General features: G+C 53.9%; 30 protein-coding genes and 1 pseudogene. 12 read left to right on the forward strand and 19 right to left on the reverse strand.

Going from position 1 to position 26,251, the window contains the following annotated elements:
* Window positions 1-129: 129 nt before the first annotated feature.
* Window positions 130-1,200, forward strand: coding sequence for a LacI family DNA-binding transcriptional regulator (locus tag C5523_RS12655; protein ID WP_079498219.1), 1,071 nt, complete (start codon window positions 130-132; stop codon window positions 1,198-1,200).
* A gap of 106 nt (window positions 1,201-1,306) precedes the next feature.
* Here C5523_RS12655 and C5523_RS12660 read toward each other — a convergent pair whose 3' ends face one another.
* The gene (locus C5523_RS12660) at window positions 1,307-1,840 is read right to left on the reverse strand and encodes a carboxymuconolactone decarboxylase family protein (RefSeq protein ID WP_107222779.1); all 534 of its coding nucleotides are present in this window, start codon (window positions 1,838-1,840) and stop codon (window positions 1,307-1,309) included.
* A 121-nt stretch (window positions 1,841-1,961) separates the two neighbouring features.
* Between C5523_RS12660 and C5523_RS12665 the strand changes: the two genes are divergently transcribed.
* Window positions 1,962-2,912: an AraC family transcriptional regulator gene (locus tag C5523_RS12665; RefSeq protein ID WP_108701230.1), complete on the forward strand. Its 951-nt coding sequence runs from the start codon at window positions 1,962-1,964 to the stop codon at window positions 2,910-2,912.
* 2 nt (window positions 2,913-2,914) lie between these two features.
* Here the strand turns inward: C5523_RS12665 and C5523_RS12670 are convergent, their stop codons facing one another.
* Genes C5523_RS12670 through C5523_RS12685 form a run of 4 tightly spaced genes read right to left on the reverse strand, consistent with a single transcriptional unit; the run spans window position 2,915 to window position 6,705 of the window.
* Window positions 2,915-3,850, reverse strand: coding sequence for a GlxA family transcriptional regulator (locus tag C5523_RS12670; protein WP_039078904.1), 936 nt, complete (start codon window positions 3,848-3,850; stop codon window positions 2,915-2,917).
* A gap of 10 nt (window positions 3,851-3,860) precedes the next feature.
* Window positions 3,861-5,060, reverse strand: coding sequence for an MFS transporter (locus C5523_RS12675; protein WP_039078905.1), 1,200 nt, complete (start codon window positions 5,058-5,060; stop codon window positions 3,861-3,863).
* 41 nt (window positions 5,061-5,101) lie between these two features.
* On the reverse strand, window positions 5,102-5,863 hold the full coding sequence (locus tag C5523_RS12680) for an SDR family oxidoreductase (protein WP_039078906.1): 762 nt from the start codon (window positions 5,861-5,863) through the stop codon (window positions 5,102-5,104).
* Window positions 5,864-5,889: 26 nt separating this feature from the next.
* A complete protein-coding gene (locus C5523_RS12685; RefSeq protein ID WP_108701231.1) occupies window positions 5,890-6,705 on the reverse strand; it encodes an SDR family oxidoreductase in 816 nt (271 codons plus the stop codon).
* 279 nt (window positions 6,706-6,984) lie between these two features.
* Between C5523_RS12685 and C5523_RS12690 the strand changes: the two genes are divergently transcribed.
* A complete protein-coding gene (locus C5523_RS12690; RefSeq protein ID WP_108701232.1) occupies window positions 6,985-7,533 on the forward strand; it encodes a thioredoxin fold domain-containing protein in 549 nt (182 codons plus the stop codon).
* Window positions 7,534-7,610: 77 nt separating this feature from the next.
* Here C5523_RS12690 and C5523_RS27995 read toward each other — a convergent pair.
* Together C5523_RS27995 and C5523_RS12695 are read right to left on the reverse strand one after the other, a co-directional pair.
* Window positions 7,611-7,706: pseudogene (locus tag C5523_RS27995) on the reverse strand (MBL fold metallo-hydrolase); the annotation flags it as partial.
* Window positions 7,707-7,754: 48 nt separating this feature from the next.
* Entirely contained in the window at window positions 7,755-8,486 is a 732-nt protein-coding gene (locus C5523_RS12695) for an SDR family NAD(P)-dependent oxidoreductase (protein ID WP_039078909.1), read from the reverse strand.
* A gap of 99 nt (window positions 8,487-8,585) precedes the next feature.
* Between C5523_RS12695 and C5523_RS12700 the strand changes: the two genes are divergently transcribed.
* The 3 genes from C5523_RS12700 (at window position 8,586) to C5523_RS12705 (ending at window position 10,288) form a co-directional block, all read left to right on the forward strand.
* Complete coding sequence (locus tag C5523_RS12700; protein WP_079498229.1) at window positions 8,586-8,972, forward strand: helix-turn-helix domain-containing protein; 387 nt, start codon at window positions 8,586-8,588, stop codon at window positions 8,970-8,972.
* Window positions 8,973-9,333: 361 nt separating this feature from the next.
* On the forward strand, window positions 9,334-9,495 hold the full coding sequence (locus C5523_RS27415; protein WP_158276519.1) for a hypothetical protein: 162 nt from the start codon (window positions 9,334-9,336) through the stop codon (window positions 9,493-9,495).
* Window positions 9,496-10,090: 595 nt separating this feature from the next.
* Window positions 10,091-10,288: a hypothetical protein gene (locus tag C5523_RS12705; protein WP_039078911.1), complete on the forward strand. Its 198-nt coding sequence runs from the start codon at window positions 10,091-10,093 to the stop codon at window positions 10,286-10,288.
* A gap of 289 nt (window positions 10,289-10,577) precedes the next feature.
* On the opposite strand, the gene mgtS is transcribed toward C5523_RS12705, so the two are convergent.
* Both mgtS and ftrA read right to left on the reverse strand, forming a co-directional pair.
* Entirely contained in the window at window positions 10,578-10,673 is a 96-nt protein-coding gene (gene mgtS / locus C5523_RS12710; protein WP_039078912.1) for a protein MgtS, read from the reverse strand.
* Window positions 10,674-10,782: 109 nt separating this feature from the next.
* Entirely contained in the window at window positions 10,783-11,787 is a 1,005-nt protein-coding gene (ftrA, locus tag C5523_RS12715; RefSeq protein ID WP_108701233.1) for a transcriptional regulator FtrA, read from the reverse strand.
* 67 nt (window positions 11,788-11,854) lie between these two features.
* Between ftrA and C5523_RS12720 the strand changes: the two genes are divergently transcribed.
* The 3 genes from C5523_RS12720 (at window position 11,855) to C5523_RS12730 (ending at window position 14,896) form a co-directional block, all read left to right on the forward strand.
* Window positions 11,855-12,250, forward strand: coding sequence for a rhodanese-like domain-containing protein (locus C5523_RS12720; protein WP_039078914.1), 396 nt, complete (start codon window positions 11,855-11,857; stop codon window positions 12,248-12,250).
* A 153-nt stretch (window positions 12,251-12,403) separates the two neighbouring features.
* Entirely contained in the window at window positions 12,404-13,510 is a 1,107-nt protein-coding gene (locus C5523_RS12725) for a cobalamin-independent methionine synthase II family protein (protein ID WP_108701234.1), read from the forward strand.
* Between the two features lie 156 nt (window positions 13,511-13,666).
* Window positions 13,667-14,896, forward strand: a complete 1,230-nt coding sequence (locus C5523_RS12730) for an MFS transporter (RefSeq protein WP_039078916.1) — start codon at window positions 13,667-13,669, stop codon at window positions 14,894-14,896.
* Window positions 14,897-14,910: 14 nt separating this feature from the next.
* On the opposite strand, the gene ydeE is transcribed toward C5523_RS12730, so the two are convergent.
* Window positions 14,911-16,098: an efflux MFS transporter YdeE gene (gene ydeE / locus C5523_RS12735; RefSeq protein ID WP_071194273.1), complete on the reverse strand. Its 1,188-nt coding sequence runs from the start codon at window positions 16,096-16,098 to the stop codon at window positions 14,911-14,913.
* A 194-nt stretch (window positions 16,099-16,292) separates the two neighbouring features.
* Between ydeE and eamA the strand changes: the two genes are divergently transcribed.
* Window positions 16,293-17,186, forward strand: a complete 894-nt coding sequence (eamA, locus tag C5523_RS12740; protein WP_039078918.1) for an O-acetylserine/cysteine exporter — start codon at window positions 16,293-16,295, stop codon at window positions 17,184-17,186.
* 40 nt (window positions 17,187-17,226) lie between these two features.
* On the opposite strand, the gene marB is transcribed toward eamA, so the two are convergent.
* The 3 genes from marB to marR are packed head-to-tail and all read right to left on the reverse strand — an operon-like array spanning window position 17,227 to window position 18,310.
* Window positions 17,227-17,442: a multiple antibiotic resistance protein MarB gene (marB, locus tag C5523_RS12745; RefSeq protein WP_039078919.1), complete on the reverse strand. Its 216-nt coding sequence runs from the start codon at window positions 17,440-17,442 to the stop codon at window positions 17,227-17,229.
* Window positions 17,443-17,473: 31 nt separating this feature from the next.
* Complete coding sequence (marA, locus tag C5523_RS12750; protein WP_139153698.1) at window positions 17,474-17,857, reverse strand: MDR efflux pump AcrAB transcriptional activator MarA; 384 nt, start codon at window positions 17,855-17,857, stop codon at window positions 17,474-17,476.
* An 18-nt stretch (window positions 17,858-17,875) separates the two neighbouring features.
* Entirely contained in the window at window positions 17,876-18,310 is a 435-nt protein-coding gene (marR, locus tag C5523_RS12755; protein ID WP_039078921.1) for a multiple antibiotic resistance transcriptional regulator MarR, read from the reverse strand.
* 239 nt (window positions 18,311-18,549) lie between these two features.
* Here marR and C5523_RS12760 point away from each other — a divergent pair, with 239 nt between their 5' ends.
* On the forward strand, window positions 18,550-19,224 hold the full coding sequence (locus tag C5523_RS12760; protein WP_039078922.1) for a MarC family NAAT transporter: 675 nt from the start codon (window positions 18,550-18,552) through the stop codon (window positions 19,222-19,224).
* A 95-nt stretch (window positions 19,225-19,319) separates the two neighbouring features.
* Here C5523_RS12760 and C5523_RS12765 read toward each other — a convergent pair whose 3' ends face one another.
* On the reverse strand, window positions 19,320-20,522 hold the full coding sequence (locus C5523_RS12765; RefSeq protein WP_039078923.1) for a sugar transporter: 1,203 nt from the start codon (window positions 20,520-20,522) through the stop codon (window positions 19,320-19,322).
* A gap of 182 nt (window positions 20,523-20,704) precedes the next feature.
* On the opposite strand from C5523_RS12765, the gene C5523_RS12770 reads away from it, so the two are divergent.
* Window positions 20,705-21,499, forward strand: coding sequence for a PhzF family phenazine biosynthesis protein (locus C5523_RS12770; protein ID WP_039078924.1), 795 nt, complete (start codon window positions 20,705-20,707; stop codon window positions 21,497-21,499).
* Between the two features lie 52 nt (window positions 21,500-21,551).
* On the opposite strand, the gene C5523_RS12775 is transcribed toward C5523_RS12770, so the two are convergent.
* From C5523_RS12775 to C5523_RS12795, 5 genes are all read right to left on the reverse strand, one after another.
* Window positions 21,552-22,229 carry an SDR family NAD(P)-dependent oxidoreductase gene (locus tag C5523_RS12775; RefSeq protein WP_039078925.1) on the reverse strand — a complete coding sequence of 226 codons (678 nt, stop codon included), beginning with the start codon at window positions 22,227-22,229 and terminating at the stop codon, window positions 21,552-21,554.
* Between the two features lie 2 nt (window positions 22,230-22,231).
* On the reverse strand, window positions 22,232-22,702 hold the full coding sequence (locus C5523_RS12780) for a YhcH/YjgK/YiaL family protein (protein WP_108701235.1): 471 nt from the start codon (window positions 22,700-22,702) through the stop codon (window positions 22,232-22,234).
* Window positions 22,699-23,862, reverse strand: a complete 1,164-nt coding sequence (locus C5523_RS12785; protein ID WP_108701236.1) for an exo-alpha-sialidase — start codon at window positions 23,860-23,862, stop codon at window positions 22,699-22,701. Before C5523_RS12785 ends, C5523_RS12780 begins: the two co-directional genes overlap by 4 nt.
* Window position 23,863: 1 nt before the next feature.
* Window positions 23,864-25,276, reverse strand: a complete 1,413-nt coding sequence (locus C5523_RS12790) for a sodium:solute symporter family protein (protein ID WP_079498237.1) — start codon at window positions 25,274-25,276, stop codon at window positions 23,864-23,866.
* Window positions 25,277-25,351: 75 nt separating this feature from the next.
* Window positions 25,352-26,236: a dihydrodipicolinate synthase family protein gene (locus tag C5523_RS12795; protein WP_039078929.1), complete on the reverse strand. Its 885-nt coding sequence runs from the start codon at window positions 26,234-26,236 to the stop codon at window positions 25,352-25,354.
* Window positions 26,237-26,251 lie beyond the last annotated feature (15 nt).

Consider the following 26,251-nt stretch of genomic DNA (forward strand, 5'->3'; position numbering starts at 1 on the left):
GCCACAATATTTGGGAAAGTGAAACCCATTAACGATCACGAAACCATGCGAAAGACGCCTTTTTTTGTCGTCTTTTCGACATAGAATGTTAGCGAACGACATTGTTATCACAAGGTTAAGGAGAAGGCGATGCAACGCCGTACGGCAACCCTGGAAGATGTGGCGCGTGAGGCGGGTGTCTCAGAGCAAACCGTGTCACGCGTGCTGAATAAACCCGAGGTGGTGGCTGAACGTACCCGCGATAAAGTCATCCGTGCGATGCAGGCGTTGCACTATGTGCCGAACCGCTCGGCACAATTACTGGCCGGGAAATCGGCGCCGTCGATTGGCCTGATTACCGCGTCGTTAACGCTGCATGCCCCTTCGCAAATAGCCGCCGCGATCAAAAGTCACGCCAGCGCCCACGAGCTGGAGGTGGCGATCGCGATGCCCGCGACAGCCGATTACCCCTCGTTACAGGCGCGGCTGAATGAGTTTCGCGCACAGAACATCCGCGGCGCGATTATTAATCTGCCGTTGGAAGGGAGCATTGCCGAAAAACTGGTGAGTGAGAACCCGGATATCTGCTGTCTGTTTCTGGATATCTCGCCGGATACCGATGTCTGCTGTGTGCGCTTTGATCACATGGAGGGCTGCGGTGCCTGCGTCACGCATCTGTGGGAATTAGGGCATCGGGAGTTTGGCTTACTGGCGGGGCCGGAAAGTTCAGTCTCCGCGCGGATGCGGCTCAGTAGCTGGCGTGAAGCATTGCATCGTCACGGTGTGCGTAATGCGGTGACGGTCTTCGGCGACTGGAGCGCGGCCAGCGGCTGGCACAAAGCTTTTGAACTGTTACATCAGTATCCGAAGATCAGCGCCATTGTCGTGGCAAACGATCAGATGGCGCTGGGGGTGTTGAGCGCGCTGGCACAGCTCAATCGTACTGGCCGCAGGGCGGTATCTGTCACCGGCTATGACGACACGGCGGACAGCCTCTATTTCCAGCCGCCTCTGACTACCGTCGCGCAGGATTTCAACAAGCTCGGGAAGCGCGCCGTGGAGTTGTTGATTCAGCAGATGGCCGCCCCGCAGATGCGGATCCGCGAGCTGCTGCCGACGCGTCTGGTTATTCGTCAGTCTACCTGGCCGTACGGAGGCAGCGATGAAGATGAAAAAGACGATTTACTCAGGCAATTAAAAACGCTGGTGGAAAAATTGTAGCGCGTCAGGCCGTGCCTGCCCGTGAGAACGGCGGGGCGGGTAATGATGTGCAAAGGAACCCGTCACCGCCATGATAGAAATCAGAAATCTTAATGTCCGAGTGTGTTTAGTTTACGGGTGGAAAATCCACCACGGTATTGTTGACGCGGTTGACCATGTTGGTAAACAGAATTGCGCTGATCGCACTGATGATTTCTATAACCTGGCGGTCGTTATAGCCTGCTGCCAGGATGCGGGTTACCGTCTCTTCCGCCAGCGTACCGCGGGTTGAGACCACGGTTGCGACGAATTTCACCAGCGCATCAATACGGGCATCATCCGGATATTCGCCCCGGCGCAGTGCTTGTGTTTGCGCGAGGCTGTAACCGGCCATTTTGCCCGTTAAGGTATGCGCGGCCAGGCAGTAATCGCAGCCGGAGAGTTCACTCACGACCAGGTTAATGGCTTCCAGCTCCTGTTTACTCAGCGTACTTTTTGCCAGCGTGGCATTGTGTTGCAGCGCCTGGCCCAGGATCTCGGGCGCGATACCTATCGTCTGATACGCGTTTGGCACTTTACCCATTGCGCGTTTGATCATTGTGAAAAGATCGGCAGTTTTGCCTGTAGCATTTTCGACCTGAATTGCGGTTAAACGGCTCATAGTGTTCTCCTGTCAGTTAATGTGCGCCACCGTATTGGCGATGGACACATCATAGGGCGCAGACCATGTTATTATTGCCCCCAAATCCGCTATTTTTTGTCTTATCGTCTCAGGAGTGCGCGTGGATAACCTCAGTTCATTACTGGCTGTGCTGGCACCGCAATGCGTGGTGAATCTTCATTGTCGGTTTAACGGGCGATGGGCTGCTGACCATCAGCAACTGCCAGCCGGCATTGTGCCATGGCATGTCATTATGCGGGGGGAGGCGCGCCTGCACATTGCAGGTAAAACCCTTAACGTGCGTGCCGGAGATATTCTGCTGCTTCCTCAGGGTTCGCCCCATATCCTTGAAAGCCTGGTGGACTGGGGACAAGTGGTACCCGCGCAGGGGCATCATAATGGCATTTTGACGCAGGTACGCACGGAAGGTTCGGGACCGTCCGTTGAGGTATTGTGCGGGGAATTTTATTTTGGGGCGGACTGCACCTGGCTGTTCGCCGAAGAGAGCGAGCTTATCCATCTTCAGCCTGCGGAGCGCAAAAGCTTTCCGGAGCTGGAAATGTTGCTGACGATGTTAGTCCGTGAAAGCCAGAACAGTTTACCAGGCAGTATGGCGATGGTTAAAGGGCTGGCAAATACGCTGCTGGCGATGATGCTGCGGATTTTACTTTCATTGCGAGAACCGCCTCCGGGTATGCTGCGGCTGATGAGTGATAAGCGTCTGACGCCTGCGTTATTAGCAGTGTTCGCGGATCCGGCGTACCCGTGGACCCTTGAGTTAATGGCTGAGCGCTGTTTTTTATCGCGCGCAACCTTTGCCCGATATTTTGCGCACAGTTATCACCAGACGCCACAATCGTGGCTGACACATTTGCGTATGGCGCTGGCCTCGCGGTTACTGATTGATGAAAGGGTTCTGGCGGTGGATATCATTGCCGAAAGGTGTGGTTTTTTGTCGCTGTCATCATTCACCAAAGCCTTTAAAAAACGCTATGGCATCACCCCGTCCGTCTACCGAAAAGCGAGTCTGCAAAAACCGGGGACGCGGGCAGACTCGTACCTTACTGCTTAATGCTACCTGCCCGTACGGAGTGACTGCGGCGGAATACCATAGCCGCGAATAAAAACCTCCCGCATATGACGCCGGTCGCGAAAACCGGCTTCACGGGCAATGGTATCCAGGGAGAGGCGGCTTTGTTCAATCATCAATCTTGCCGCTTCCAGCCGTAATCCTTCGATAGCTTTCGCCGGAGATTTCCCCGTTTCCTGACGAAACAGGCGGCTGAGCTGGCGGGCGCTGACATGCACGGCATCGGCCAGCAGTTCCACCGTCAGCGTTTTATGCAGGTTGTTGCGGGCATATTCGAGCGCGCTTTGCAGGCGATCTGAGCGAGGCGCCAGCGCCAGCATTTCGGAATGCTGTGTCTGGCCGCCTGAACGGCGCTGATTCATGACCAGGCGATGCGCCACAATACGGGCAATCTCTGCGCCAAGATCTTTTTCCACCATACCGAGCGCCATATCCAGCCCGGCGGTCATCCCTGCCGAAGTCCAGATGGTGTCATCGATAATAAAGATACGGTCATCTTCAAGCTGAACGCCGGGATGCAGCGTGGTGAAACTGCGGGAGTGCGCCCAGTGCGTGGTGGCCCGTTTTTGCGCCAGAAGCCCGGCCTGTGCCAGCACAAAGGCGCCGGTGCAGATGCCCGCGATACGGCGTGCTTTTCGGGCAGAGGTTTGCAGAAAATGAATCACCGCCGGGCTTGCGGGCTCCTCTACCGGGGAAAGCACCCCCGCCACCAGCCAGGAATCAACCAGGGTTTCGTCGCTCAACTGTTCGGAATCCACGCCAATACCAGAGGAGGAACGCACCTTGCCACCGGATTCGGAATAGACCGTCAACTGGTAAAAAGGCTTTTCAGCCACGAAGTTGGCAAACTCAAATACCGTCAGCGTCGACAATGCCAGCATCTGAAAGTGGTCAGAAATAATCAATCCTATCCGGTGCATCGCAACCTCTTTATGGCAATTCAACATTTACCCATTGCGCAGAACGGGCGCGTAGCCGCTCCGATATACCCAGGCTGGCCAATGCCAGCAACAAAAACAGCATCGAGCTTATCATCACACCGTAAAAACCGCTCAGAGGATAAAGCCAGGACGCGACCGCTGAGCCAAAACCAATACCGCAGAACATAAAGGCGCTGGTTAAAGCCAGCGAAATCCCCCGCGTTTCTGCTGAGGAGATTTCCACGATGCGCCGCTGCTGCGTTGGCCATAGCAGGTCCGTTGAAAAGGCCCACACCACCAGCAGGATAAACAACCACGCCAGTTGAGCGGGTAGCAGCGTTATCAGCAGCATATCTGCGACCAGCAAGGTCATACCGATGATCAGTAAACGCTCCGCACTGTAAACGCGTGCAGCACGACTGACAAAAAGGTTGCCCAGTATGCCTGCCACGCCAATAACCGTTAACGCGATAGAGACATCGGTGGCCGCACCGTGCCAGCGGTCGCGGATCATCGGCGAGATAAACGCATACATATCGTATACCCCGGAGGTGATAAAAAAGACCACCAAAAACGCGGACAGCGATTTACCGTCGGTCAGCACCTGGCCGACATGGCGCAAACGGATATCGACGCCTTTAACCTCATTCGGCACCAGCAGCCACACACCTGTAGCGGTGATCAGACTTACCAGCGCGACAAGGGTAAACAAGCACCGCGCCCCCCAGGCATTGGCTATCCACGCGGCCAGCGGAATACCCACCATACTTGCCATCGACACGCCCAGCAAAATCATGGCAATGGCGCTGCCACGCTCCCTGGGGGACACTAACTCAGCGCCCAACGCCACCAGCACCGGGCCTATCAGCGACGCCCCCAGCCCCATCACAATACGCGAGATGACCAGCAATGCGTAATTCGGCGCGACGGCAAAAATAGCGCCCCCCAGCGCGAACACCAGCATGCCTGCCAGGACCTGGGTTCTGCGCATCATCGTGCCAAACATCACTTGCGCCAGTGGCGCACCCAGGGCAAACGTCAGGCCGAAAATAGAGAGCAAACGGGCGCTTTGCGCATCGCTGAGTCCCCATTCATGGGAAATGGGCGCCAGGCTACCGGCAACGGAAAGGGAACCTGTTGCCTGAATAAAATAAGCAATACTCAGCGCCCAGAGCGCGCGGCGTTGCGGCGTGGAAATGTGGTTTTGCATCATAAACTCCAGCGAAGGGCAGTTGCCTGCCCGACATCCGATCACGCAACCGGGATTGGGTTTTCAACCATCGCCTGATTAAACGCGTTCACCATTGCGTGTTCATTCGCACCGGGGTTGGCGCGGGCAGGGAGCACGCTATCGACAATGGCTTCGGGGTTATCCGTAGCCAGTTTCTCGAAGGTCTGTTCGATAAAGTCTGCTAAGGGCATCGCCCGTGCATCGCCACTTTTGTAGATCAGATCGGTGTCCACCCACGGCGGCGCAATCTCTATCACGCTCACTCCCGCGTCGCGGAGCAAAAAGCGCTGGGAAAGGGTATAAGAGTGGATCGCGGCTTTGGTTGCGGAATAGAGCGCGTTAGTGACCAGTGGCAAAAAGGCCAGTATGGAACTGTTGTTGATCAGTACCGCATCATCTTGCTGTTTCAGATGCTCAACAAACGCGGCGCTCACCCGAACGGTGCCCAGCAGATTGGTATCCAGCAGCGTGGTGGCCATCTCGTCATCCAGTTCCGCGGCGGGATTATCAAACGGCATAATCCCTGCGTTATTTATCACTACGTTCAGCGCCGGATAGCGAGACAGTACTTGCTGTGCCGCGTTTTTAATATCTGAAGCACTGGTGACATCGAGGACCACATAATCCATACCCGGATTGGCGGCGGTCACGCTCTCCAGTAGCGCCTTACGACGACCAGAGATGATCACCTGATTGCCAAGCTGGTGAAATTTTTCGGCGATGGCGCGACCAATGCCTGAGGTGCCGCCCGTAATAAAAAGAGTGTTTCCGGTGAGTTTCATCATGTCATTCCTGTTGGATAAAAGGGTTAGCGGCCAGCGCTGTCGCGGTAGCGTTCAGCCGGGGTATTGCTCGAAAGATGTTGGATCATGGCCTTGCGGCTGTTTTCCATCGCCAGCCATTCGGCTTCGTTGTGCAAAGAAGGGATGGTGACAAGTTCACCGCGCAAAAAGCCTGTTAGCGCGGCATCCACCAGGTCATAAGGGCTCATAACTATCGCTTTATCGAGCTGCTCCAGCGGGAGTCCTCCGTTATCCCAGAACGGCGTTGCCGTTGCGCCTGGTAATACGGCCTGAATCTGTATCCCTTTGTCGGCCAGTTCGTGGTGCAAGGAGTGACTAAAGGCCAGCACAAACGCTTTTGTTCCGCCGTAAACACCGTTTAACAATTCCGGTGCGATGCTGACGATGGAAGAGATATTGATGATGGCGCCGTTGCCACGCGCGACGAATCCGGGAACAACGGCATATGTCAGGCGAGTCAGCGCAACCACGTTCAGGTTAATCATCGCTTGCATCTGGTCGACATCGCTGGATAACAGCGGCGTGTGTGTGCCCGTGCCCGCATTGTTGACCAGTAAAGTGATGCTGGCATCGTCGCGTAGTTTTTTCTCGAGGGCGTTAAGTTGTTCGGCATCGCCAAGATCGGCCGCCACCACCTCAACATTGCGGGCCGTATCGGCGGTGATATGGCTTGCCATCTGATTCAGGCGGTTGTGATTGCGGGCAACAATAATCAGGTCGTAACCCATGCGTGCCAGGCGATTGGCGTAAATAGCACCGATGCCGGTTGATGCACCGGTGATCACGGCGGTGCCTTTACTGGGTTGTGTAGCGATGTTCATAGCAGGTTCCTTTCAGTCACCATTGATTCGATGGAAGAATCATAAGGAAGAAAGGAATGTCTTAAATGACGATAATGGTCGTTATTCAGGACATTTTGGATGCACCAGTGCGGTGACAGGTGATGTCGCAGCTTTACTGTTCGGACTTGCGAAGATGGCCTACTTAAACGAAGCGATGCACAGTTATGCAATAAAATGCTGAAAAAATAATGGATAAGGCGTTTACTGGCACCGCCACAGTAGGGTTAATCCGATACCAAAACAGGAAGGAAAAAGGGAATGAAGGGTTTTCTAAAAGCAGTAAGTGCAGTTTTTATGATTTCAGCCAGTTCTGCAGCGCTGGCGTCGTCTGTCCCCGCCACCGATACCACGCCGCAGATGGCCTATGAAGATATCTCACACTCTTTACCTGCGCTTGAACCTATTACCTTTCAGGCCAGTCCCGAAAAACACAAGTTGTTAGTCTTTGTAGATAATCAGTGCGTCTATTGCAGCTTCGTCGTCAAAAATATAAAGAAATATACGGATGCAGGTTTGACCATGTCGTTTCTGACTGTTGTTCCGTCATCAATAAAAGATTCGGTTATCGAAGATATGGCCAGAGTATGGTGTGCGTCAGATCGCCCGAAAAGCCTGCAAAATGCGATGGCGGGATTTTTACCGGCAAATGACAGCACGGAAAAATGTAAAAATCTGATCATTCAACAATCTGCACTTGCAGACCGGCTGGGCGTAGAGGCAACGCCCGCGATGGTTGTGCTCGATAGCTCCGCCCATACTTTCCTGGGCAGTGTATCGCCGGACAGAATTCTCTCTGAATTACACTAATATACTGCACAGGCGGCCAGTCACGACGTGTTTCATCGCCAGAACGGGCCGCTGCTTTGGCGATGTGGATATTAGATGATCGTGACACTGGGCTGTGGAAATTGCACCGCAGCGACATGAACAAGCTTGCCAATAAAGACAATTTTTACCCCTTTGTTTTCCAGAATATAAAAGGGTTTGATTAAAGGCCGCATAGCGGCCTCTTTACAGCACGGTCTTTATTACACCTGGGTCAGCCCGCCATCGACGCAAATTTCCGCACCGGCGATATAGCGACTGTCATCACTGGCAAGGAACAGCGCGGCGCTGGCAATTTCCTCCGGCGTGCCCATTCTGCCTAACGGAATGGCGCTAATGATCCCCTGACGGAACGCCTCCGATGCGGCGGCCATCATTTCAGTGTCCACCGGACCGGGTGCGACGACATTCACCCGAATACCGCGAGGGGCGAGTTCACGTGTCCAGGTACGTGCAAAAGATCGCAGCGCGGCTTTGCTGGCGCTGTAGACCCCATAACCTTCCGAGCCAATAACGTCGGCTATCGAACCAATTAACACCACGCTGGCGCCGGGTTTCAGCAGGGGCAGGGCCGCCTGCAACGCAAACACCGGAGAGCGGACATTCAGCCCAAAAATCTGCTCAAAATGATCGGCGGAAATCTGTTCCAGCGTCGCATGTTCCGACATACCGGCGTTAATCACCAGCACGTCAATATGACCGGATTCGGCCTGCACTTTTTCCATAATTCGGATGAGTTCGCTTTGCTGGCTGACATCGGCGCGCAATGGCAGGGCATTGTTTCCGATGGTGGCAGCGGCGGCCTGCAACTCTTCATCCCGACGAGACGTAAACCAGGTGGCGGCACCTTCGTGGGCGAAACGTTGGCTAATCGCCAGACCGATGCCTTTGGCTCCGCCCAGTACGACGGACACTTTATTATTGAGTCTGTTCATCATTGCTCTCCTCAGTGAGTGGAAAACAGATGATATAAGTTTTATATTTAGTATCAATTACGCACTTTGTTTATACCAGATATCAATGGATATACCGACATGACAAAAATTGATTGCAACAGCCTGAGAGAAGTGGGAAAAACGCGTCCGGTGCTTGAGCACATCACCAACAAATGGTCGATTCTGATCCTGACCGTACTGTGCACGGAACCTTCGCGCTTCAATGAGATCCGTCGCCGCCTGGATGGCATTACCCACAAGGCGCTTGCTGATGCTCTCAAGCGCCTTGAACGCAACGGTTTGATATACCGAAAAGTGCTGCCCACCATGCCGGTTGGGGTGGAATACAGTATTACCCCTTTAGGACATTCGCTGCGTGAACCTTTCGAGGCGCTTTACCACTGGGCGCTGGAACATGGTCCGACTCTGGAGGCTGCGCAAAAAGAGTATGACAAACAGCGACATGAGGAAGAATCCGTCGTCTGACAGAACGTTTTGCTGCTAAAAGAGATATCCCGTGGGTTATTTTTAAGCGGGATACTGAGCGTCAAAGCGTATTTCTGAAACAGACTGGTAAAATAGCCGCGTGTTTGCGCAAAAATGTTATTTATTTTAAATGCAACTTTCATATGAAGGGTGGCTGAATATCTTTTGTACGTTTGCTTGTATATCAGATACGCAAATTTAGACGTATTGTGTTAACATTTGTGCCACCACAATCTGTATCCCGTTAGTTTTTTTCATAAAACAAAACAAATAGATGATCTTTATCATTACGCTCAAGGTTTACCCTGACTACAATAAAATAAAGCAAGAATGAATTGCGCTGTAGAGGTAGGGGATGAATATGAAATGGATCCGTTATAAAAAAAGATTGCATCGGCTAACTACCATTATCCCCGGCTGCGAATATCGGCTGGCCATTCCCGAAGAACGGGCGGCAGTAACCGTTGATCGCGTCGCACTGGAAAAGGTCGTCCGCGAACATTATGGGCTGAAGTGGCACTGAATAATAATGCAAGATTAGCTGCATAATAAACGCCCTGGCGAAGGCCGGGGTGTAAATTTTATCCTCTCTTATACCCCTATTTGTTTATCGTCTTCTTGCCTGCGTATTTTTACTCTTATGTTCCGTTAAAAATGACTCCAGCCTCGCTTATCAAAAATTGCACTTTTACCTGTCATGATCTGCAACCAGACGATGCTTGTTTTATTGCGCACGGGGGTTGAGCAATTGCGGCCCGTTGGGGGAGAGAACGGCGTCACAAGAAAACAATGGGTACGTTGCATAACGCGCTTACCACTCACCTTTTAGTCGCAGAATGTCAGGTTTCGTTACATTTTTTTTGGCCTGCGGGTCAGAGAGAGTCACGAAGCGCCATCCTGCCGACATGGCATTTTTGCGTACTGAAAAATCAGTTGATTAGCCCGAATTAATATCTCTCGGCTCTATTATCAGGATACGCAATACCGTTTCGCCTCATCTAAAAACCCTGCATTCAGTAAGATTTTTATCGCTTTTTAGCCTCGATGAATGGCGGCCTGTAAACCCTATGCTAAATTTTTCCTGACCCAACAAAGAGGTCGTACAGAGAGGAAACGGTATGAAATTCAATGACGAGCGTACGGGACTCATTGGATTAGCCATTGGGGCCGCCGTTATTGGGCTGATTTCGGGCGGTAAGGTTATTAATCGGGACAATATCATTGAAGAGATAGAGCGTCAGGGCAGAAACAGGGGCGACGGGGTGGAGGATGCCATTTTTACGCAGGCGGCGAGTCTGGTAATGAAAGGGAAATAAAGGCCCACTATTTTGCGTGGCGTCACATTAAGGCCATGACAAATGTGATTCCGGGGCTTAGTTTGCCATCGTTTAGTCTTTATTTAGGAAACGGTGGGTAGATTAAACGTGATCCGTTAATCCTGTGGCTACAGGGTAGCGTATAGACCAAAACACAAATCTATCCATGCAAGCATTTTACCGTCAGTGTGAACTGGCGGTTTTTTTTGCCTGCATTACGGCAAAAAAGAAGGCCCCTCGCGGCGTATCGGCGCGAGGGGCCTGTTTAGTGGGGGATTATCTCCGTTCATTAGTCGTCCCATTTATGGCTAAAATAAGCAGCAAGAAAACCAGAAAATAAAATGATTCCCAGCACTGCAATAAAAACATGCATATTTCCTAACATGGTTACTCTCCTTTTATCGAATAATACTAACCTCACTTACCTTTCGTTATTTGCCGCGTTGAATGGAATACTACCTCATTGAATCTAAACAATAGCTTAATTATGTGAACTATTTATTCACCAGCGTAAATTTTTTGCGAAATTGTCCTGGGGTGAGTGCGTAATGTTGCTGAAAATGATGGCGCAGGGCGGCACCATTGCTAAAACCGATTTGTTCGGCAATCACGTCGATATTCATTCGTGACTGGGTTAGCAACTCTTCGGCCCGCCGCAGACGGGCCTGCAAAATCCAGCGGGCGGGTGTAGTGCCCGTGGATTCCGCAAACCGGCGTAAAAACGTGCGCGGGCTCATGCCGACATGACGGGCCAGCGATTCAACGGTATGGCTTGCGGCGAGTTGCTGGTGCACAAAATCAAACAGTTTCCCCAGCGACTGACTCTCCCGCGAACGGGCCACCGGTGCCGTCACTTTTTGCGTCTGCGTCCCGTCGCGGTGGGGCTGAACCACCAGGCGTTGGGCAACATTATTGGCGATGTCGCGACCGAAATCGGTGCGGACAACATGCAGACACAGATCGATGCCTGCCGCGCTACCCGCAGAGGTCATCACGCGGCCCTCATCATAGTAGAGCGCATCTTCCAGCACCTCGATTGCCGGATAGCGCTGACGCAGCAGATCAGTGTAGCGCCAGTGGGTTGTCGCTTTTCGTCCGTTGAGGAGCCCGGCCGCGGCAAGCACGAAGACTCCGGAGCAAATAGACATTATCCGGCATCCGCGCTGATGGGCCTGGCGAAGTGCCTGGCAAAGCGTCTCCGGTACCGGCATTTGCGCGCCGCGCCAGCCTGGAACAATGATTGTATCGGCCTGTTCGAGCAGTTCCACGCCGCCTTCGGTCACAATGCGGATACCGCCGGTCGCACGCAGTTCCCCTTCATCCACCGCCGCAACGGCGAAGCGATACCAGTTCTCGCCCAGTTCGGGGCGTGGCAGACCAAAAATTTCCACGGCGACGCCAAACTCAAAAGTACATAAACCGTCATAAGCGAGAGCGACGACCAGGGGTTGATGTTCGTGGGGCAGTGAAATTGTCATGTTTTTGCGGTTATCTGGCATAAAGCTATACAGTCGCTGTGTCCTGTTTTCGTTACATTAGTGTTAACACAAACCTGGAGAAAGCACTATGAGCTATGTATCGGAAGTTCCTGCCGCCTCGCCTGAGATTACCGCCAGCCACTTTTTGCGCCGCCTGAGCGTCGAGACAGATTGCGCCGACGTTCACCATGCGTTAAACCACGAGGAGCAAGATTTTGTGTTGTTACATGTGGTGGGCAGCCCGGAGACCTTCGCCAGGCGCCATATTCCCGGCGCGATCCATCTGCCGCATTCGCAAATGACACCAGAACGCATGGCGCAATGGCCCCAGGATACCCTCTTTGTTGTCTATTGCGCAGGCCCCCATTGTAATGGGGCGGACCGTGCGGCGCTTAAACTGGCGCGGTTGGGGCTGGCGGTCAAAATTATGATCGGCGGGATAACCGGCTGGGAAGATGAAGGGTACAGTTTCGCGGCAAGATGAATTTTTTTCATGTGTGATGAGAAAATCTCGTTTGCCACACAGACGCTGCGTATGACATTTTATTTGGACGTTTAGCCATCCAGAAGGCTAAAAATTCAAATAATGAACTATCACGCCGGGAAACTATCTGGCCCGGCGTGCAAGGAGATCACCATGCAGCAGCGTCATCAGGCCCCGTTCCGCGCAGACGTAGTAGGCAGCTTCCTGCGTCCGGATGCCATTAAACAGGCTCGTCAACAATTTGCGCAGGGCACAATCAGCGCGCAGCAACTGCGTACCGTGGAAAACGAGGCTATCCGTCAGGTGGTTCAGCAGCAGTGTGACTGCGGCTTGCATGTGGTGACCGACGGGGAGTTCCGCCGCGCCTGGTGGCATTTCGATTTCTTTGATGGTCTGCAGGGCGTTGAGCGTTACGACGCGGATAAAGGCATCCAGTTCAATGGTGTGCAGACCAAAGCACACGGCGTGCGGGTGACCGGGAAACTCGGTTTTGGCGATCACCCAATGCTGGAAGACTTTGTTTACCTGAAAAGCATCAGCGGTAATGCCCAGCCGAAGATGACCATTCCAAGCCCGAGCGTGCTGCATTTCCGTGGTGGCCGTAAAGATATCGACGCCACCGTCTACCCGGACCTGGCAGACTATTTTGACGATCTTGCGACCACCTGGCGTGACGCGATCCATGCGTTCTACGCCGCAGGTTGTCGATATCTGCAACTGGACGATACCGTCTGGGCCTACCTGTGCTCTGACGATCAGCGCCGCCAGATAGTCGAGCGTGGTGAAGACCCGGATGAGCTGGCGCAAATCTATGCCCGTGTACTGAACAAAGCGCTGGAAGGCAAACCGGCGGACTTAACGATTGGTCTGCACGTCTGTCGCGGCAATTTCCGCTCTACCTGGATTTCCGAAGGCGGCTATGAGCCGGTGGCGGAAGTATTGTTTGGTAGCGTGAATGTCGATGCGTTCTACCTTGAGTATGACAATGACCGCTCCGGTGATTTTGCGCCGCTGCGCTTTATTCGCCCAGGCAAACAGCAGGTGGTGCTGGGGCTGATTACCACCAAAAATGGGGAGCTGGAGAACCCGGAAGGCATCAAAGCGCGCTTACAGGAGGCGGCGAAATATGTCAGTCTGAATCAGCTTTGCCTGAGCCCGCAGTGTGGTTTTGCTTCAACGGAGGAGGGGAACACGCTGACAGCAGAGCAACAATGGGATAAAGTGCGCCTGGTTACGCAGATAGCGGAAGAGGTGTGGTAATCCGCCAGTCATAACGACAAACAGAATACTTTGGGCATGCGGGTCACCCTGCATGTCCTTTCTTTATTTATTCGGCCAGGCCAGAACCAGACACAAGGGAGCCATTAATGGCGACAAAAAGGGATAAATCGGAGCAGATTTGTGGACACTGAGGTGATGGCGTCGCGGGGCCAACGGGCCTTTCACTCTTCTTCTTTTCGCTACCTGTTCTTTGGCCGCCTGCTGACCGTGCTGGGAAACGGCATTGCCCCGATTGCGCTGGCGTTTGCGGTGCTGGATATCGGCGGCTCCGCGACGGACTTAGGGCTGGTTGTGGCGGCACGTTCACTCTTCAACGTTATCTTCTTGCTGCTCGGCGGTGTGCTGGCGGACCGCTATTCACGAAGCCTGGTGCTGGTCTCCTCTTCGCTGGTAGCGGCAGTGGCCCAGGGGATGGTGGCCTGGCTGGTGCTCGACGGCAGCGCAACCATTATGCTGCTGGCTGTGCTCGGCGCGCTTAACGGCGCGGCGGCGGGCATCGCGTTGCCTGCCTCATCGGCGATGGTGCCGCAGACGGTGCCCCTGCGTACCCTGCGGGAAGCGAATGCTCTTATCCAGCTTGGCGTGTATGGCGGTACGGTGATTGGCGCGTCGCTTGGCGGTATGCTCACCAGCACTATCGGTCCTGGATGGGGGCTGGCGATTGATGCGCTTGGCTTTGCGGCCTCGGCTCCGCTCTACTTACTGATTCGTGTTGGGGCAATCGCATCACATGAAACGCAATCAAATATCCTGCAGGATTTGCGCGATGGCTGGAAAGAGTTTATCGCCCGTACCTGGGTCTGGGCGATTGTGGTGCAGTTTACTATTGTCAATGCAGCCTTTAGTGGGATGGCGATGGTACTCGGCCCCATCGTGGCGGATGAAACCTTTGGCCGTACCGGCTGGGGGCTCGGCGTGGCGGCGCAGAGCATTGGCCTGATTGCCGGTTCGCTGATTGCGCTGCGCTGGCGTCCCCGACGCGATCTGTTTATTGGTGTGATACTGGTTAACTTTTGCGCGTTGCCGTTGCTGGCTTTGGGAATCTATCCCACGACGACCGCATTGATGGCTGGTTTCTTCCTGGCCGGCGTGAGCTTTGGTCTGTTTGGCGTGGTCTGGGCGCAGTCACTGCAAACCCATATCCCGCCTGAAAAACTGGCGCGGGTGTATGCCTATGATGCGCTGGGCTCGTTTGTTGCGATCCCGGTTGGTGAAATTGCCGCCGGTCCGCTGGCGCAGCACTATGGCAGCACGCCTGTCCTGCTGGCCTGCGCGCTGGCGGTGGTGCTGGCGACGGTGGCGGCCTGCTTTGTTCCCGCCATTCGTTTGCTCGACAACTCGCCGCAGATCCGCCCGAACCGCTAAAGCACAGGCAGGCGTTAGCTTGTCTGCAACGCACCCAGTGGTTTTGCCTGCATCCCCCGCAGCATCATCAGCCAGGCCAGCACGATGGTGACCATCATAATGACAAAGAGCGTCCATGCCGGCAGGGTGGTCAGGATAATCCCGGTTAACAGCGGGTTCATTGCCGCGCCCAGCCAGCCCAGCGCCTGGGCTGAGAAGTAGCTCGCTTTCATCCCCGGCGGGGCAATGTTATCGATCAGCATGTACTCGCCGGGGGCATAAATCACTTCGCCAAGGGTAAAGACGGCGGCCGACACGCCCCAGAACCAGAGATTGTCCCCTGAGAACATAAACCCGCCCAGCCCCAGCACAAAGCAGACGGTGCCGAAGGCCATTAACGGGCGCAGGTTGTTTGCCGTCAGCTTACTGCCCAGCCCATATTGCAACGTCACTACTACTGCGGCATTCACCGGCAGTACTACGGCAACGACCTTCTCAGCAAAGTCGCCGTCGGCGATCGACATGACATACTGCGCGATACAAGACGCAAACGACCCGGCGACAAAAGAGGCCAGCAGTCCGGATAACGTAAACCAGCGTAGCGCGCGGTCACGCAATAAGACCGATGGCGACCAGGCCACGCTGTTTTCGCTGCTCTGCGCCATGCGCACGCGGCGAACAAATAGCTGAATAAACACCAGGGGTATCGCAGAACAGAAGGCCGCGAGCCAGAAAGGCAGATTGATGCTGTACATGACCAGCATCGTGCCGATCGGCGGCCCGACGGTCCAGCCGATATTAATAAACGTATAGTTGAGCGAAAAAATCCGCGCTTTCGCCGCCGCGCCCAGCGTATCGGAAAAATAGGCTTTCAGAACGGTCGAAAATACCGAATAGGCGCAGTTAATGAGCGAGAAAAATAACACCACCAGACCGGCATGGCTGACCAGTGGAATAGCGCTAAAACCAAGCAGGAACACGGCGATGGCCAGCAACATATAGCGCTTTTTATCGAATTTATCTGCCAGGATACCGAAGCCAAGACTAAAGACCACGCCAATGGTCAACGCCGTCGTCATTGCGTAACCCACCTGGTCAACGGACATGGCGTACTGGCGATTGAGATAGATAGTCATGAATGGCAGCGTTGCGCCGCGGCCAATGGTTAACAGCAACGACGACGCCAGTAGCGCGGCGGTAGAGCGCTTTTGTGTTGAGATCATTTTCCTGCCCGACAATGCCTGTTGTTATAGTTTTTTGTGATGTCTAACAGCAATAACATGCATAAAGCGTGATGTACATCGGTTGATTTATCCGTGGATGCCAAAACTGACCTGTCAAAAATAATGATCTGTCTCTGGACTGTTTTTTGCGTTAACGTAAATTTTTACAAAAGTTTAAAAATCAGAGGCGAAGAATGACGCGTAAAGATGGACTGCTGGCGCTGTTGGTTGTGGTGGTATGGGGCCTGAATTTTGTGGTGATCAAAGTCGGGCTGCACAACATGCCTCCACTTATGCTGGCGGGTTTACGCTTCGTTCTGGTGGCCTTTCCGGCACTGCTGTTTATTGCGCGCCCTAAAGTGCCTCTGCGCTTACTGTTGGGCTACGGTCTGACCATCAGTTTCGGGCAGTTTGCGTTCTTATTTTGCGCCATCAAGTTCGGCATGCCTGCGGGCCTTGCGTCACTGGTTCTGCAGGCGCAGGCGTTTTTCACTATCATCCTTGGCGCAGGCGTGTTCGGCGAACGTCTGCAGGGGAAACAACTGGCGGGCATTGCGCTGGCGGTCTTCGGCGTGCTGGTGCTGATTGAGGCCAGCCTGAGCGGGCAACACATCCCGATGATCGGTTTTGCCCTTACCCTCGCGGCGGCGTTCAGTTGGGCCTGCGGCAATATCTTCAATAAAAAAATCATGAGCCACAGCTCACGCCCGCCGGTCATGTCGCTGGTGGTCTGGAGCGCCTTGATTCCGATTATTCCCTTTATGGTGGCATCGCTGGTCTTTGAAGGCCCGGCGTTGATGCGACAAAGCCTGGTCAGTATTGACCTGACGACCATTCTGTCGCTGGTTTATCTGGCGTTTGTGGCGACGATTGTCGGCTATGGCATCTGGGGTTCGCTGCTTGGGCGTTATGAAACCTGGCGCGTGGCGCCGCTGTCGCTGCTGGTGCCGGTGGTCGGGATGGCCAGTGCCGCGCTACTGCTGGGTGAGTCGTTGTCCCTGTTGCAACTGGGTGGGGCGGTGCTGATTATGGCGGGGCTGTACATCAATGTGTTTGGTTTTCGCTTACGTCGGGCAGTTCAGGCGTAAGAGATAAAAAAAGCCCCGCCGAAGGCGGGGCAAAACGAGATTAGGTGCGCTCGTTGTAATAAGGCACGCCCAATTCGTCGGATTTATCACTCCCGGCTCCCATGTGGTTAAAGTCGAAAGGCGACTGTTCATGGGAGGTGGGCATTACCATTGTGTCACGTGGGTTCTGTTTCGCAGGGTGTGCGAATTGTTCCGCATAACTCTGGCCGGTCAGTAACACCATCACGGTGAGGGCGGCACAGGCAATACGTTTCATGATTTCCTCGATACGTCTTTAAAACAGGCGATTAGCAATTACAGTGGTTTAACGGAAATAGATAGCGAGACTCTCCGGGTATTTCGGTCACACGATATTTGTGTGGCGGCACGTCAAAGTAGTTTTTGAACGTGCGCGTCAGGGTTTGTTGCGATTCAAACCCATAGCGCTCCGCGAGATACAGGATCGGTTCATTACTGCCTTTCAGCTTCTGTGCGATTTCAGTCAGCTTACGGCTGCGAATGTACTGTCCCAGGGAGTGCCCCGTCTCTTTTTTAAACATCCGTTGCAGGTGCCATTTGGAGTAACCCGAACGCTCTGACACTTTTTCCAGTGAGAGCGGCGATTCCAGGTTATCTTCAATCCAGTCCAAAATGCTATGAATAGTGATGGCGTCAGTATTGCGTCTGGACATCGTCATACCTCTTTTTCGTTACGGCAAGATCTTCTTGAGCAAGTGCTCCAGAGTTGCCACTTCTTCTGCCGTTAAGTTTTTTGTTAATTCCTGATGCAGGTTTTGCCCTACTAATTGATGACATTGCTCACACAACGCGGCACCGTCGGTGGTTAATTGCACCAGCACGCCGCGTTTGTCATGCGGATTAGGATTTCTTTCGATCCAGCCTTTGCAGACCAGTCGGTCAAGCATGCGCGTCAGCGCACCAAGGTCGACAGAGAGGATCTTTTTTAATTCAACCGGGGTGATACATCCCTGGCAGCGGATAGAACAGAGCACCTTAAATTGCGTGGCGGTGACATCCAGCGGCGCGAGATAGTCGTTAAGTAAGCGATCTTTCTTTTGGTTAACCATATGGATCAAGCGACCAAGTGGAATGATTTCGTTAAACAGATCACTTGTGCTTTTCACAGTGGTTGCCCCGGCAAGTATATTAGTCACGGCAGATATTATTGCTCAGGCAAGTATAAGTCAACTGAATGAATTAGCTTATGCCACGATTTGCTAAAGCCGCGTTATGTCTGCATTTTTCGTCAGCTATCTCTTTGTTTTTTCTTAATTAATAAAGAGATAAGCAAAGCCACTGCCGGGCAGGTCGCGATGAAGATATACTCTCCGGTACGTTTGTTGGCCCTGGAGAGCCTTATTAGATGATGGATTTATTGAAAGTAATTGGCCTTGGACTGGTGGTGATACTGCCGTTGGCAAACCCGCTCACCACCGTTGCGCTCTTTTTAGGGCTCGCCGGCAATATGAACAGCGCCCAGCGCAATCACCAGTCGCTGATGGCCTCTGTCTATGTCTTTGCCATCATGATGGTGGCCTATTATGCCGGACAAGTGGTGATGAACACCTTCGGGATTTCAATTCCGGGGTTGCGTATCGCCGGTGGGCTGATTGTGGCCTTTATCGGCTTTCGTATGCTTTTCCCGCCGCAGAAAATGCATGAAGCGCCGGAGATCAAAACCAAATCGGAAGAGCTGGAAGACGAACCGACGGCCAATATCGCTTTCGTGCCCTTAGCGATGCCGAGTACTGCCGGGCCGGGGACGATTGCGATGATCATCAGTTCCGCGTCGACAGTGCGCGAAAGCAGCGCCTTCCCTGAATGGGTATTGTGGATTGCGCCACCGCTGATTTTCGCCACCGTGGCGGTGATCCTCTGGGGATGTCTGCGCAGTTCCGGGGCGATAATGCGGCTGGTAGGAAAGGGTGGAATTGAGGCTATTTCTCGTCTGATGGGCTTTTTGCTGGTCTGTATGGGGGTGCAATTTATCATTAATGGCGTGCTGGAAATCATTACGACCTACCACGCCGCTGCCTGATGTGACAGACGTTACGCTGATGGTCGCCAGTGCCAGAGGCGGGGAGATAAATACCGTCAGCGGTAGCGCAACTGCGACCCGCTGACGGTGAGGCATTACATATGGTGCGGTTGCTGTCTTTCTTCAAGCGATACCGGCCAGCGACGGAAAATCACGACCGACCAGACCAGCGCGGCCAGCGCCGGAATGGCGCCCGCATAGCCAATGGCTGACATCGACCATTGCAGGCTGACTTGGTTACCGACCAGCGCGCCCGCGCCAATCCCGATATTGAAAATGCCCGAAAACAGTGACATGGCGACATCGGTCGCGTCCGGTGCCAGCGCCAGGACTTTCACCTGCATACCGAGGCCGATAATCATAATCGCGATACCCCAGAAGACGCTCAACACGGCAAGGTTCATCTCACTGCCTGCCGCAGGGCGCAGCAGCAACAGCGAAATGAGCAGCAGGCCAATTGCGCCGCTAATAAGACCGGAGGCATGTTTATTGCCCAGCTTGCCAAACAGCACGCTGCCAAAGATCCCCGCACCGCCGAGAATCAGCAGCAGTAAGGTAGCGAAATTACCGCTAAAGCCCGCCACATTCTGCACGAACGGCTCAATATAGCTGTAGGCGGTGTAGTGGGCGGTAACCACCACGACCGTCAGCAAATAAATCGATAACAGCGCCGGGCGACGGAACAGTTCCGGCAGGCTACGCAGCGAACCGGAGTGCTCGCTGGGCAGTTTCGGCAACAGTTTGATCAGACACAGCAGGGTGACCAGCGCACCAAAACCGATGGCGAAGAAGGTGGTACGCCAGCCAAAATATTGCCCGACGACGCGACCAATCGGAATACCCAGCACCATAGCCAGCGCCGTACCGGTAGCAATAAGACTCAGCGCCTGCGCGCGTTTGCCTGCCGGGGCGAGGCGAATGGCCAGGGAGGCGGTAATAGACCAGAAAATGGCATGAGCGAAAGCGATACCGATACGGCTTATTACCAACACATGGAAATTCCACGCCAGGAAGGAGAGAACATGGCTCCCAATAAACAGCACGAACAGGCCAATCAGCAGCTTACGGCGCTCCACCTGACTGGTCAGTAGCATAAACGGCAGCGACATCAGCGCCACAACCCAGGCGTAGATCGTCAGCATAATACCGACCTGCGGTGTTTCCATGTCAAAGCTTTGCGCGATGTCCGACAGCAGCCCCACGGGCACGAACTCAGTGGTATTAAAAATGAACGCAGCAACGGCAAGCGTCACCACCCGCAGCCACGCGACTTTTCGTGAAACCATTTGTGTTGTCATATATTTTGGGATCGGTAGCAGGAGAAGAAGATGTGCAGATCTTAGATCTAATTCTGCTCAAAATACAAACTTTTTGTGATCAATGTCTCATTTTTCGGTGGGGCACAACGATGCCAGTTGAAACAAAAAGCAATACAAGGGAAAAACGAACTAAAACAAAAAGGAAAACAAGAGGAAAGGCTATGCATACAATCGACTTCTACATGGTGGACGCGTTCAGCGACCGTACGTTTGGCGGCAACGCCGCCGCCGTTTGTCCACTAACAGAATGGTTACCTGATGACGTGCTGTTGAAAATGGCGCAACAACATAATCAATCGGAAACCGCCTTCTTTGTTCGTAACGACGACGGTTTCGAGCTGCGCTGGTTTACCACGCAGTATGAAATCAACCTTTGTGGTCACGCCACGCTTGCAGCAGCCCATGTGATTTTCGAATATCTGGACTACCCCGAGACGCAGATTAACTTTACTACCCGCTTTGTTGGCCCGCTTACCGTAAGTCGCAAAGGCGACTGGCTGACGCTGGACTTCCCGGCCTGGCAAACAGAAAAGGTGGAAACGCCGCCTGCGCTGCTGTTTGAAACGCTCGGTATCACCCAGGCCAAAGAGGTGCGTGTGGCACGCGATTACATGGTGGTGCTGGATAATCAACAGCAGGTTGAAGCCGTTACCCCGGATATCGCCGCGATGATCCCCTTAAACAAAATGGTCTGTATTACCGCACCGGGCGACGAGCATGATTTTGTCAGTCGCTTTTTCTGTCCGGGTGAATCGGTGCCGGAAGATCCGGTAACCGGTTCGACTCATAGCATGTTGATTCCGTACTGGGCGGATAAGCTCGGTAAGACCGTTTTGCAGGCCCGCCAGCTCTCAGCCCGTGGCGGAGAACTGCGCTGCGAAGCGCGTGGCGAAAGGGTATTGATTGGCGGCCAGGCCACCATTTATCTGATTGGCAAAGTCTATTTGCGTGGTTAAAAATAAGCACCGTTGAGAAAGTTAAAGGGGTGACAGTGTCACCCCTTTTTCGTTACTTAAGCGATGCGCCGCCGCATATCACCAGCTCCTGACCGGTCATGGCCGCCGCGTCCGGTGACAGAACGAATCCCACCAGCGCGGCCACTTCTTCCGGTTTAATCAACCGTCCGATGGGCGGCATATTGGGTGGCGAGCTTTCGCGTCCGGGCGCACTGAGCATCGGCGTTTGCGTCGCACCCGGCGCCACCACGTTGGCCGTGATACCGCGTGGCGCAAGCTCCGCTGCCCAACTGCGCACCATTCCCACCAGCGCCGCTTTGGTGGCAACATACTGCGATCGTCCCGCCGCGCCGCGCGACGTCCGGCTACCGATGACCACGATCCTGCCCCCGGAGGCCATCTGTGGAGCGAAGTGGTTCACCAGCGTTTCCGCCGCCAGCACATGCAATTGCCACAACCGCTGACTGACCTCAGGCGTTATTTCACCAAGCGGTGCGGCGGCCATCATTCCGGCGGCATGAATGAGCGCATGGGGCACGGGCAGGGTATTGAGCACATCACGCAGCGCCGCGCTGTCGCTGAGATCGACACAGACACTGTTAAAGTGTGTGTTGTCGCGCGTGACCTTTGAACGGCTAAGCCCGGTGACATTCCACCCCTGCTCAAGCAGGCGGCTGACAATGGCCTCGCCAATCCCGGAACTTGCCCCCGTTACAATCGCATGTGGCATGTTTACACCCCCAGCAGTGAGCGCGGCATTTTGAACACCGCTTTGCGAACGGTCATGGGTTCCGCCGTCGCGCACAGTGCCTGATGCGGTTCGCCGGGTAAGAACACGGCAAAATCACCCGCTTGCAGTAGCATACTGACCGGCAGTTCTGCGGTGGTGGTGATAAACAGATCCGGTTTACGTTCCTCATCCGTTGCCAGCGGCGTATTTTGCGTACCGGCGCAGATAATTTCTTCCCCCGTCAGCAGTACCTGAATATCCGCCCACTGGTGGTGATATTCCGTATGGCGGTCTTCACGCCGTTGCGTGTTGGCCGGGCCAACGGTACAGAACCATTCTGCGCCCGGTAACTGAAAACGTCCGTCATCGCGCGTCTGCAGTGCAGCGAGCGAACACTGGGGAAGCGCGAGAATATCGCGCAACACCGCAGGTAACCCTGCCTGCGGCAGGGCGTTAAGATTGCCAAAAATCACACTGACTCCTTAACCCATTCCGGTGATACGCGCACGTATTTAATCGCCTGGCGAAAATACGTGTAAGCAATATGCAAACTGCCGTCCGCGCCCTGTTTGATGCTCGGGTAGGAGAACTCACGGTTCAGTTTTTCCTGGGAGTTATTGGTCATGCAATAGCCGTCGCCTTCATCAAGATGACGCTGCCACGGCCAGCTTTTCCCGCCGTCAGGCGATATCGCCACGGTCATCGGCGCGCGCGGCGCCCCCCAGAACGCGCTTCGCCCTTCGGTCACTTCCGGCTCTTTACGTCCGTCGCCATCATCAATCTCATCGTATAAGGAGGCGCGACGTTCCAGCGCACCTGCGGCACTCATGTGGTTAAAGACCAGCGCCAGATTACCGTCCGCCAGTGTCGTGACCTGAATAGACGAGTTGTTGTTAGGCAGCGTTGTCGGTTCCGGTACGGACCAGCTTTCACCGCCATCAGTGGACTGGCTGTAATAGATGTTATCCGCCCAGCGGCTGCGAAAGAGCGCGACCAGCGTGCCGTTGTGTAGCGCGGTGATGTTCATATGCACGCAGCCGAGACTTTGCGGAACGTCAACATCACGCCAGGTTTTCCCCTGGTCGGCGGAGATTTTCACCGCGCTGACATCATCATTACCCACCCATTTTTCGCCCGGTTTTGTGCGGCAATAGAAGACCGGCAGCAGCCAGTTGCCGTTTTCCAGTACGGTGATCGGCTGGCGAATAAAGGTGCCAGGTTTATCAAGCAGCGTGGTAATCTCACCCCAACTGACACCCAGATCGGTCGACTGGCGATAGCGGACGATTGCCGTGTCCTGGTTGCCGGAGATCTGCGCGGTCCACATCAGCCACAGTACGTTATCCGGGGCCAGAAAAAGGACCGGGTTCTGTTCAGAGCGGGTGGCATCGTCAGACAGCTTCACCGCGTCACTCCAGCGTTCGCTGCCCGGTGCGAGGCGTGAGCCCCACACGGAAATATCCGCTACCCCTTCCTGGGTGCCACCAAACCAGACACACATCAGTGTGCCATCAGGTAGTGGCAGGATGTTGGCCGCGTGGTTTTGCGGGCAGGGCGAGGGCAGCATTGCACTCAGTACCTGTGCGTCTTCCTGTTGACGAATTACACCATCACGATTAACGGTCACGGACATATCAAACTCCACTATTTTGAACGGGTGTTGGCGCTTTTGGGTGTTCTTTATTCGGGATCAGACGGTCAAGAACCATAATCACCGCAGGGGTAATCAGCGCAATATACATATTGTTAATACCAAAGGGGTCGCCCAGCACATACCAGACAGACGTGACGACACAGGCGCCAATCAGGCCAGCATTCGCACCACGGGTGCTTTTAAAGAAGGGCGCATAGAAGGCAATCACAGCGACCACGGTGATGGACAACCGAATAGCACGGGTAAAGAACGACAGTTTCAGTACTTCCGGGACCAGCAGCACGAAAATCAGCGGCAGGAAGCCAATAAACAGAGACAGCCAGCGCGTCGCTTTAAATTCCTGCTCCGGCGTTGGATTGCGGTAAGGCACGTAGAAATCTTTGACGACCAGCGAGGCGATAGCCAGCGCCACGGTACTCACACTCACGAAAATGGAGGCAACAAGTGACGTTGTCACGAGTCCGGCAATCCATGGATTCATATCCTGCAGGAAGATAGGCATCGCGTACAGGCTGCTGATTTCCGGGTGCAGGTATTTGGCTGCCACACCGATCACCGCAATCGCCAGGGAAATAGGCAGACAGAACCAGAAGGCAATCCAGGTGGAACGTTTGGCGGATTTCACGTCTTTGGTAGAACAGATGGCCTGAATCACGAACTGGGTACAGAAAATAGAACCAATGGTGCCAATCAACCACGCGAAAATCGTGCTTGGGCCAAAGTTACCGTCCCAGGTCCAGTAGAAGTGCGGCATCTCTCTGATCATAGGGGTGAAACCACCGGTTTTGTACAGCGCGAAGCCCATGATCACCAGAATACCAAAATATTTCAGTGCGCTGTGCAGCAGGGTAACCCAGGCGACCCCTTTCATCCCGCCGTAAGCGAAGTAGAACGTACTGACAATCGCGGTAATAAAGGCTGCCACCGGCAGACTCACTTTCAACACGGTTGCGATAGCCGCCGCGCCGCTGACGTAGTTACCGACGTTTACCAGCAACAACGCGTAGATCATGATGATAGAAATGATGTTCTTAGTGCTGTTGCCGTATTTCTCCGCAATCGCGCCGGAGATGGTGATTTTGCCGGTGTTATAAATACGTTTTACCAGCAGCAGACCAAACAACGGGAAACCGATAGCCGCGCCCAGAACGGACCAGGAGGCGGCAATCCCACCTTCAAACGCGGCCTGTGCGGTACCGATAGTGGATTTTGCGCCGATGTATTCAGACATCAATAAGATGCCTACCAGAAAAGCCGGCATTGCGCGCGAGCCTTCCATAAAATCGCCGGAGTTTTTACTGCGTAAACGGAAGGTAAGCCAGGTGGTAAAGACGATATAGGCAATGACTATACCGACAATGATCAGGGTATCTTGTGAAGTAAACGTGTTCATCTTTGCCTCTCTTTGGGGCGAGTGAAGCCAGGGCACCTGAGGTGCCCAATATTCTAATGACGAATGAAAAACGCCTTAACGCACGTACTGCGTCACTATCTGGCGAATTTGCAGTTGTTGTTCTTCGGTGAATGAAACGGCATAACGACTTTCGCCGACGTTATAGCCCATCAGTTGTACTGCTTTTTTAACCGCCGCCGGAGAGAACCCTACGCTATAGAGATCGGTGCGCAGGCCGGTGACATTTTCTTGCGCCTGACGAGAACCTTCCACGTCGCCAGCCCTGAAATGCGACCAGATCGCATTAATTTCATTCGGGGCGACGTTCGCAAGGCCAGAGATACAAGCTGAACACCCTTCCACGAATCCCCGGTGAATCAGGGAGTCCGGTCCGTTAAGAACATCGAAATTATCGATATCTTTTACGGCGTTCAGAAATCCGCTAAGGCTTTCATAGCTGCCTGCGCTGTCTTTAATGCCAATAATGTTTGGATGTTCCGCCAACACGCGAACGGTTTGCGGTTCAAGAGTATTCCCGGTGCGGGCAGGGATGTTATAGAGAAATACCGGGACGCTAAGGGCATCAGCGACAGCGGTATAATGGTTAATTAATTCGTTTTGTTTTAAGGGCACAAAATAGGGGGTGATCACGGAGACCGCGTCGACGCCCAGCTTTTCAATCTGTTTACCCAGACGAATCGTTTCGCGGGTAGCGATCTCACCAATATGAGCCACCACATTGGCGCGACCGGCCACTTCCTCAACGCAGGCTGCGGTGACGGTGATTTTTTCCTGCTCATTCAGCACAAAAAATTCACCGTTTGTACCGCCGCAGAAAATACCGTTTCCGGCAGCCAGTTGGCGATTGACCTGTTCTTTTAGTGACTGAACGTTCAATCCGCCTTCTTCATCAAAAGGCGTGACGATCGCCGTCAGCACGCCTTCAATTTTCTTACTCATTGCACATCTCTCCAT

The sequence above is a fragment of the Phytobacter sp. SCO41 genome, from assembly GCF_003073275.1.
GTDB classification, from domain to species: Bacteria; Pseudomonadota; Gammaproteobacteria; order Enterobacterales; family Enterobacteriaceae; genus Phytobacter; species Phytobacter diazotrophicus.

Excerpts from the sequence above, each read along its gene's own strand:
- C5523_RS12760 (WP_039078922.1), top strand. The coding sequence starts at position 18,550 with ATGATGGATTTATTGAAAGTAATTGGCCTTGGACTGGTGGTGATACTG.
- C5523_RS12770 (WP_039078924.1), top strand. The coding sequence starts at position 20,705 with ATGCATACAATCGACTTCTACATGGTGGACGCGTTCAGCGACCGTACG.
- C5523_RS12765 (WP_039078923.1), bottom strand. The coding sequence starts at position 20,522 with ATGACAACACAAATGGTTTCACGAAAAGTCGCGTGGCTGCGGGTGGTG.
- marA (WP_139153698.1), bottom strand. The coding sequence starts at position 17,857 with ATGTCCAGACGCAATACTGACGCCATCACTATTCATAGCATTTTGGAC.
- C5523_RS12675 (WP_039078905.1), bottom strand. The coding sequence starts at position 5,060 with ATGCAAAACCACATTTCCACGCCGCAACGCCGCGCGCTCTGGGCGCTG.
- C5523_RS12705 (WP_039078911.1), top strand. The coding sequence starts at position 10,091 with ATGAAATTCAATGACGAGCGTACGGGACTCATTGGATTAGCCATTGGG.
- C5523_RS12680 (WP_039078906.1), bottom strand. The coding sequence starts at position 5,863 with ATGAAACTCACCGGAAACACTCTTTTTATTACGGGCGGCACCTCAGGC.
- C5523_RS12785 (WP_108701236.1), bottom strand. The coding sequence starts at position 23,862 with ATGTCCGTGACCGTTAATCGTGATGGTGTAATTCGTCAACAGGAAGAC.
- ftrA (WP_108701233.1), bottom strand. The coding sequence starts at position 11,787 with ATGCCAGATAACCGCAAAAACATGACAATTTCACTGCCCCACGAACAT.
- C5523_RS12795 (WP_039078929.1), bottom strand. The coding sequence starts at position 26,236 with ATGAGTAAGAAAATTGAAGGCGTGCTGACGGCGATCGTCACGCCTTTT.
- C5523_RS12695 (WP_039078909.1), bottom strand. The coding sequence starts at position 8,486 with ATGAACAGACTCAATAATAAAGTGTCCGTCGTACTGGGCGGAGCCAAA.
- C5523_RS12670 (WP_039078904.1), bottom strand. The coding sequence starts at position 3,850 with ATGCACCGGATAGGATTGATTATTTCTGACCACTTTCAGATGCTGGCA.
- C5523_RS12725 (WP_108701234.1), top strand. The coding sequence starts at position 12,404 with ATGCAGCAGCGTCATCAGGCCCCGTTCCGCGCAGACGTAGTAGGCAGC.
- mgtS (WP_039078912.1), bottom strand. The coding sequence starts at position 10,673 with ATGTTAGGAAATATGCATGTTTTTATTGCAGTGCTGGGAATCATTTTA.
- C5523_RS27415 (WP_158276519.1), top strand. The coding sequence starts at position 9,334 with ATGAAATGGATCCGTTATAAAAAAAGATTGCATCGGCTAACTACCATT.
- C5523_RS12730 (WP_039078916.1), top strand. The coding sequence starts at position 13,667 with ATGGCGTCGCGGGGCCAACGGGCCTTTCACTCTTCTTCTTTTCGCTAC.
- C5523_RS12720 (WP_039078914.1), top strand. The coding sequence starts at position 11,855 with ATGAGCTATGTATCGGAAGTTCCTGCCGCCTCGCCTGAGATTACCGCC.
- C5523_RS12700 (WP_079498229.1), top strand. The coding sequence starts at position 8,586 with ATGACAAAAATTGATTGCAACAGCCTGAGAGAAGTGGGAAAAACGCGT.
- C5523_RS12655 (WP_079498219.1), top strand. The coding sequence starts at position 130 with ATGCAACGCCGTACGGCAACCCTGGAAGATGTGGCGCGTGAGGCGGGT.
- C5523_RS12660 (WP_107222779.1), bottom strand. The coding sequence starts at position 1,840 with ATGAGCCGTTTAACCGCAATTCAGGTCGAAAATGCTACAGGCAAAACT.
- marB (WP_039078919.1), bottom strand. The coding sequence starts at position 17,442 with ATGAAACGTATTGCCTGTGCCGCCCTCACCGTGATGGTGTTACTGACC.
- C5523_RS12775 (WP_039078925.1), bottom strand. The coding sequence starts at position 22,229 with ATGCCACATGCGATTGTAACGGGGGCAAGTTCCGGGATTGGCGAGGCC.
- C5523_RS12790 (WP_079498237.1), bottom strand. The coding sequence starts at position 25,276 with ATGAACACGTTTACTTCACAAGATACCCTGATCATTGTCGGTATAGTC.
- C5523_RS12685 (WP_108701231.1), bottom strand. The coding sequence starts at position 6,705 with ATGAACATCGCTACACAACCCAGTAAAGGCACCGCCGTGATCACCGGT.
- C5523_RS12690 (WP_108701232.1), top strand. The coding sequence starts at position 6,985 with ATGAAGGGTTTTCTAAAAGCAGTAAGTGCAGTTTTTATGATTTCAGCC.
- eamA (WP_039078918.1), top strand. The coding sequence starts at position 16,293 with ATGACGCGTAAAGATGGACTGCTGGCGCTGTTGGTTGTGGTGGTATGG.
- ydeE (WP_071194273.1), bottom strand. The coding sequence starts at position 16,098 with ATGATCTCAACACAAAAGCGCTCTACCGCCGCGCTACTGGCGTCGTCG.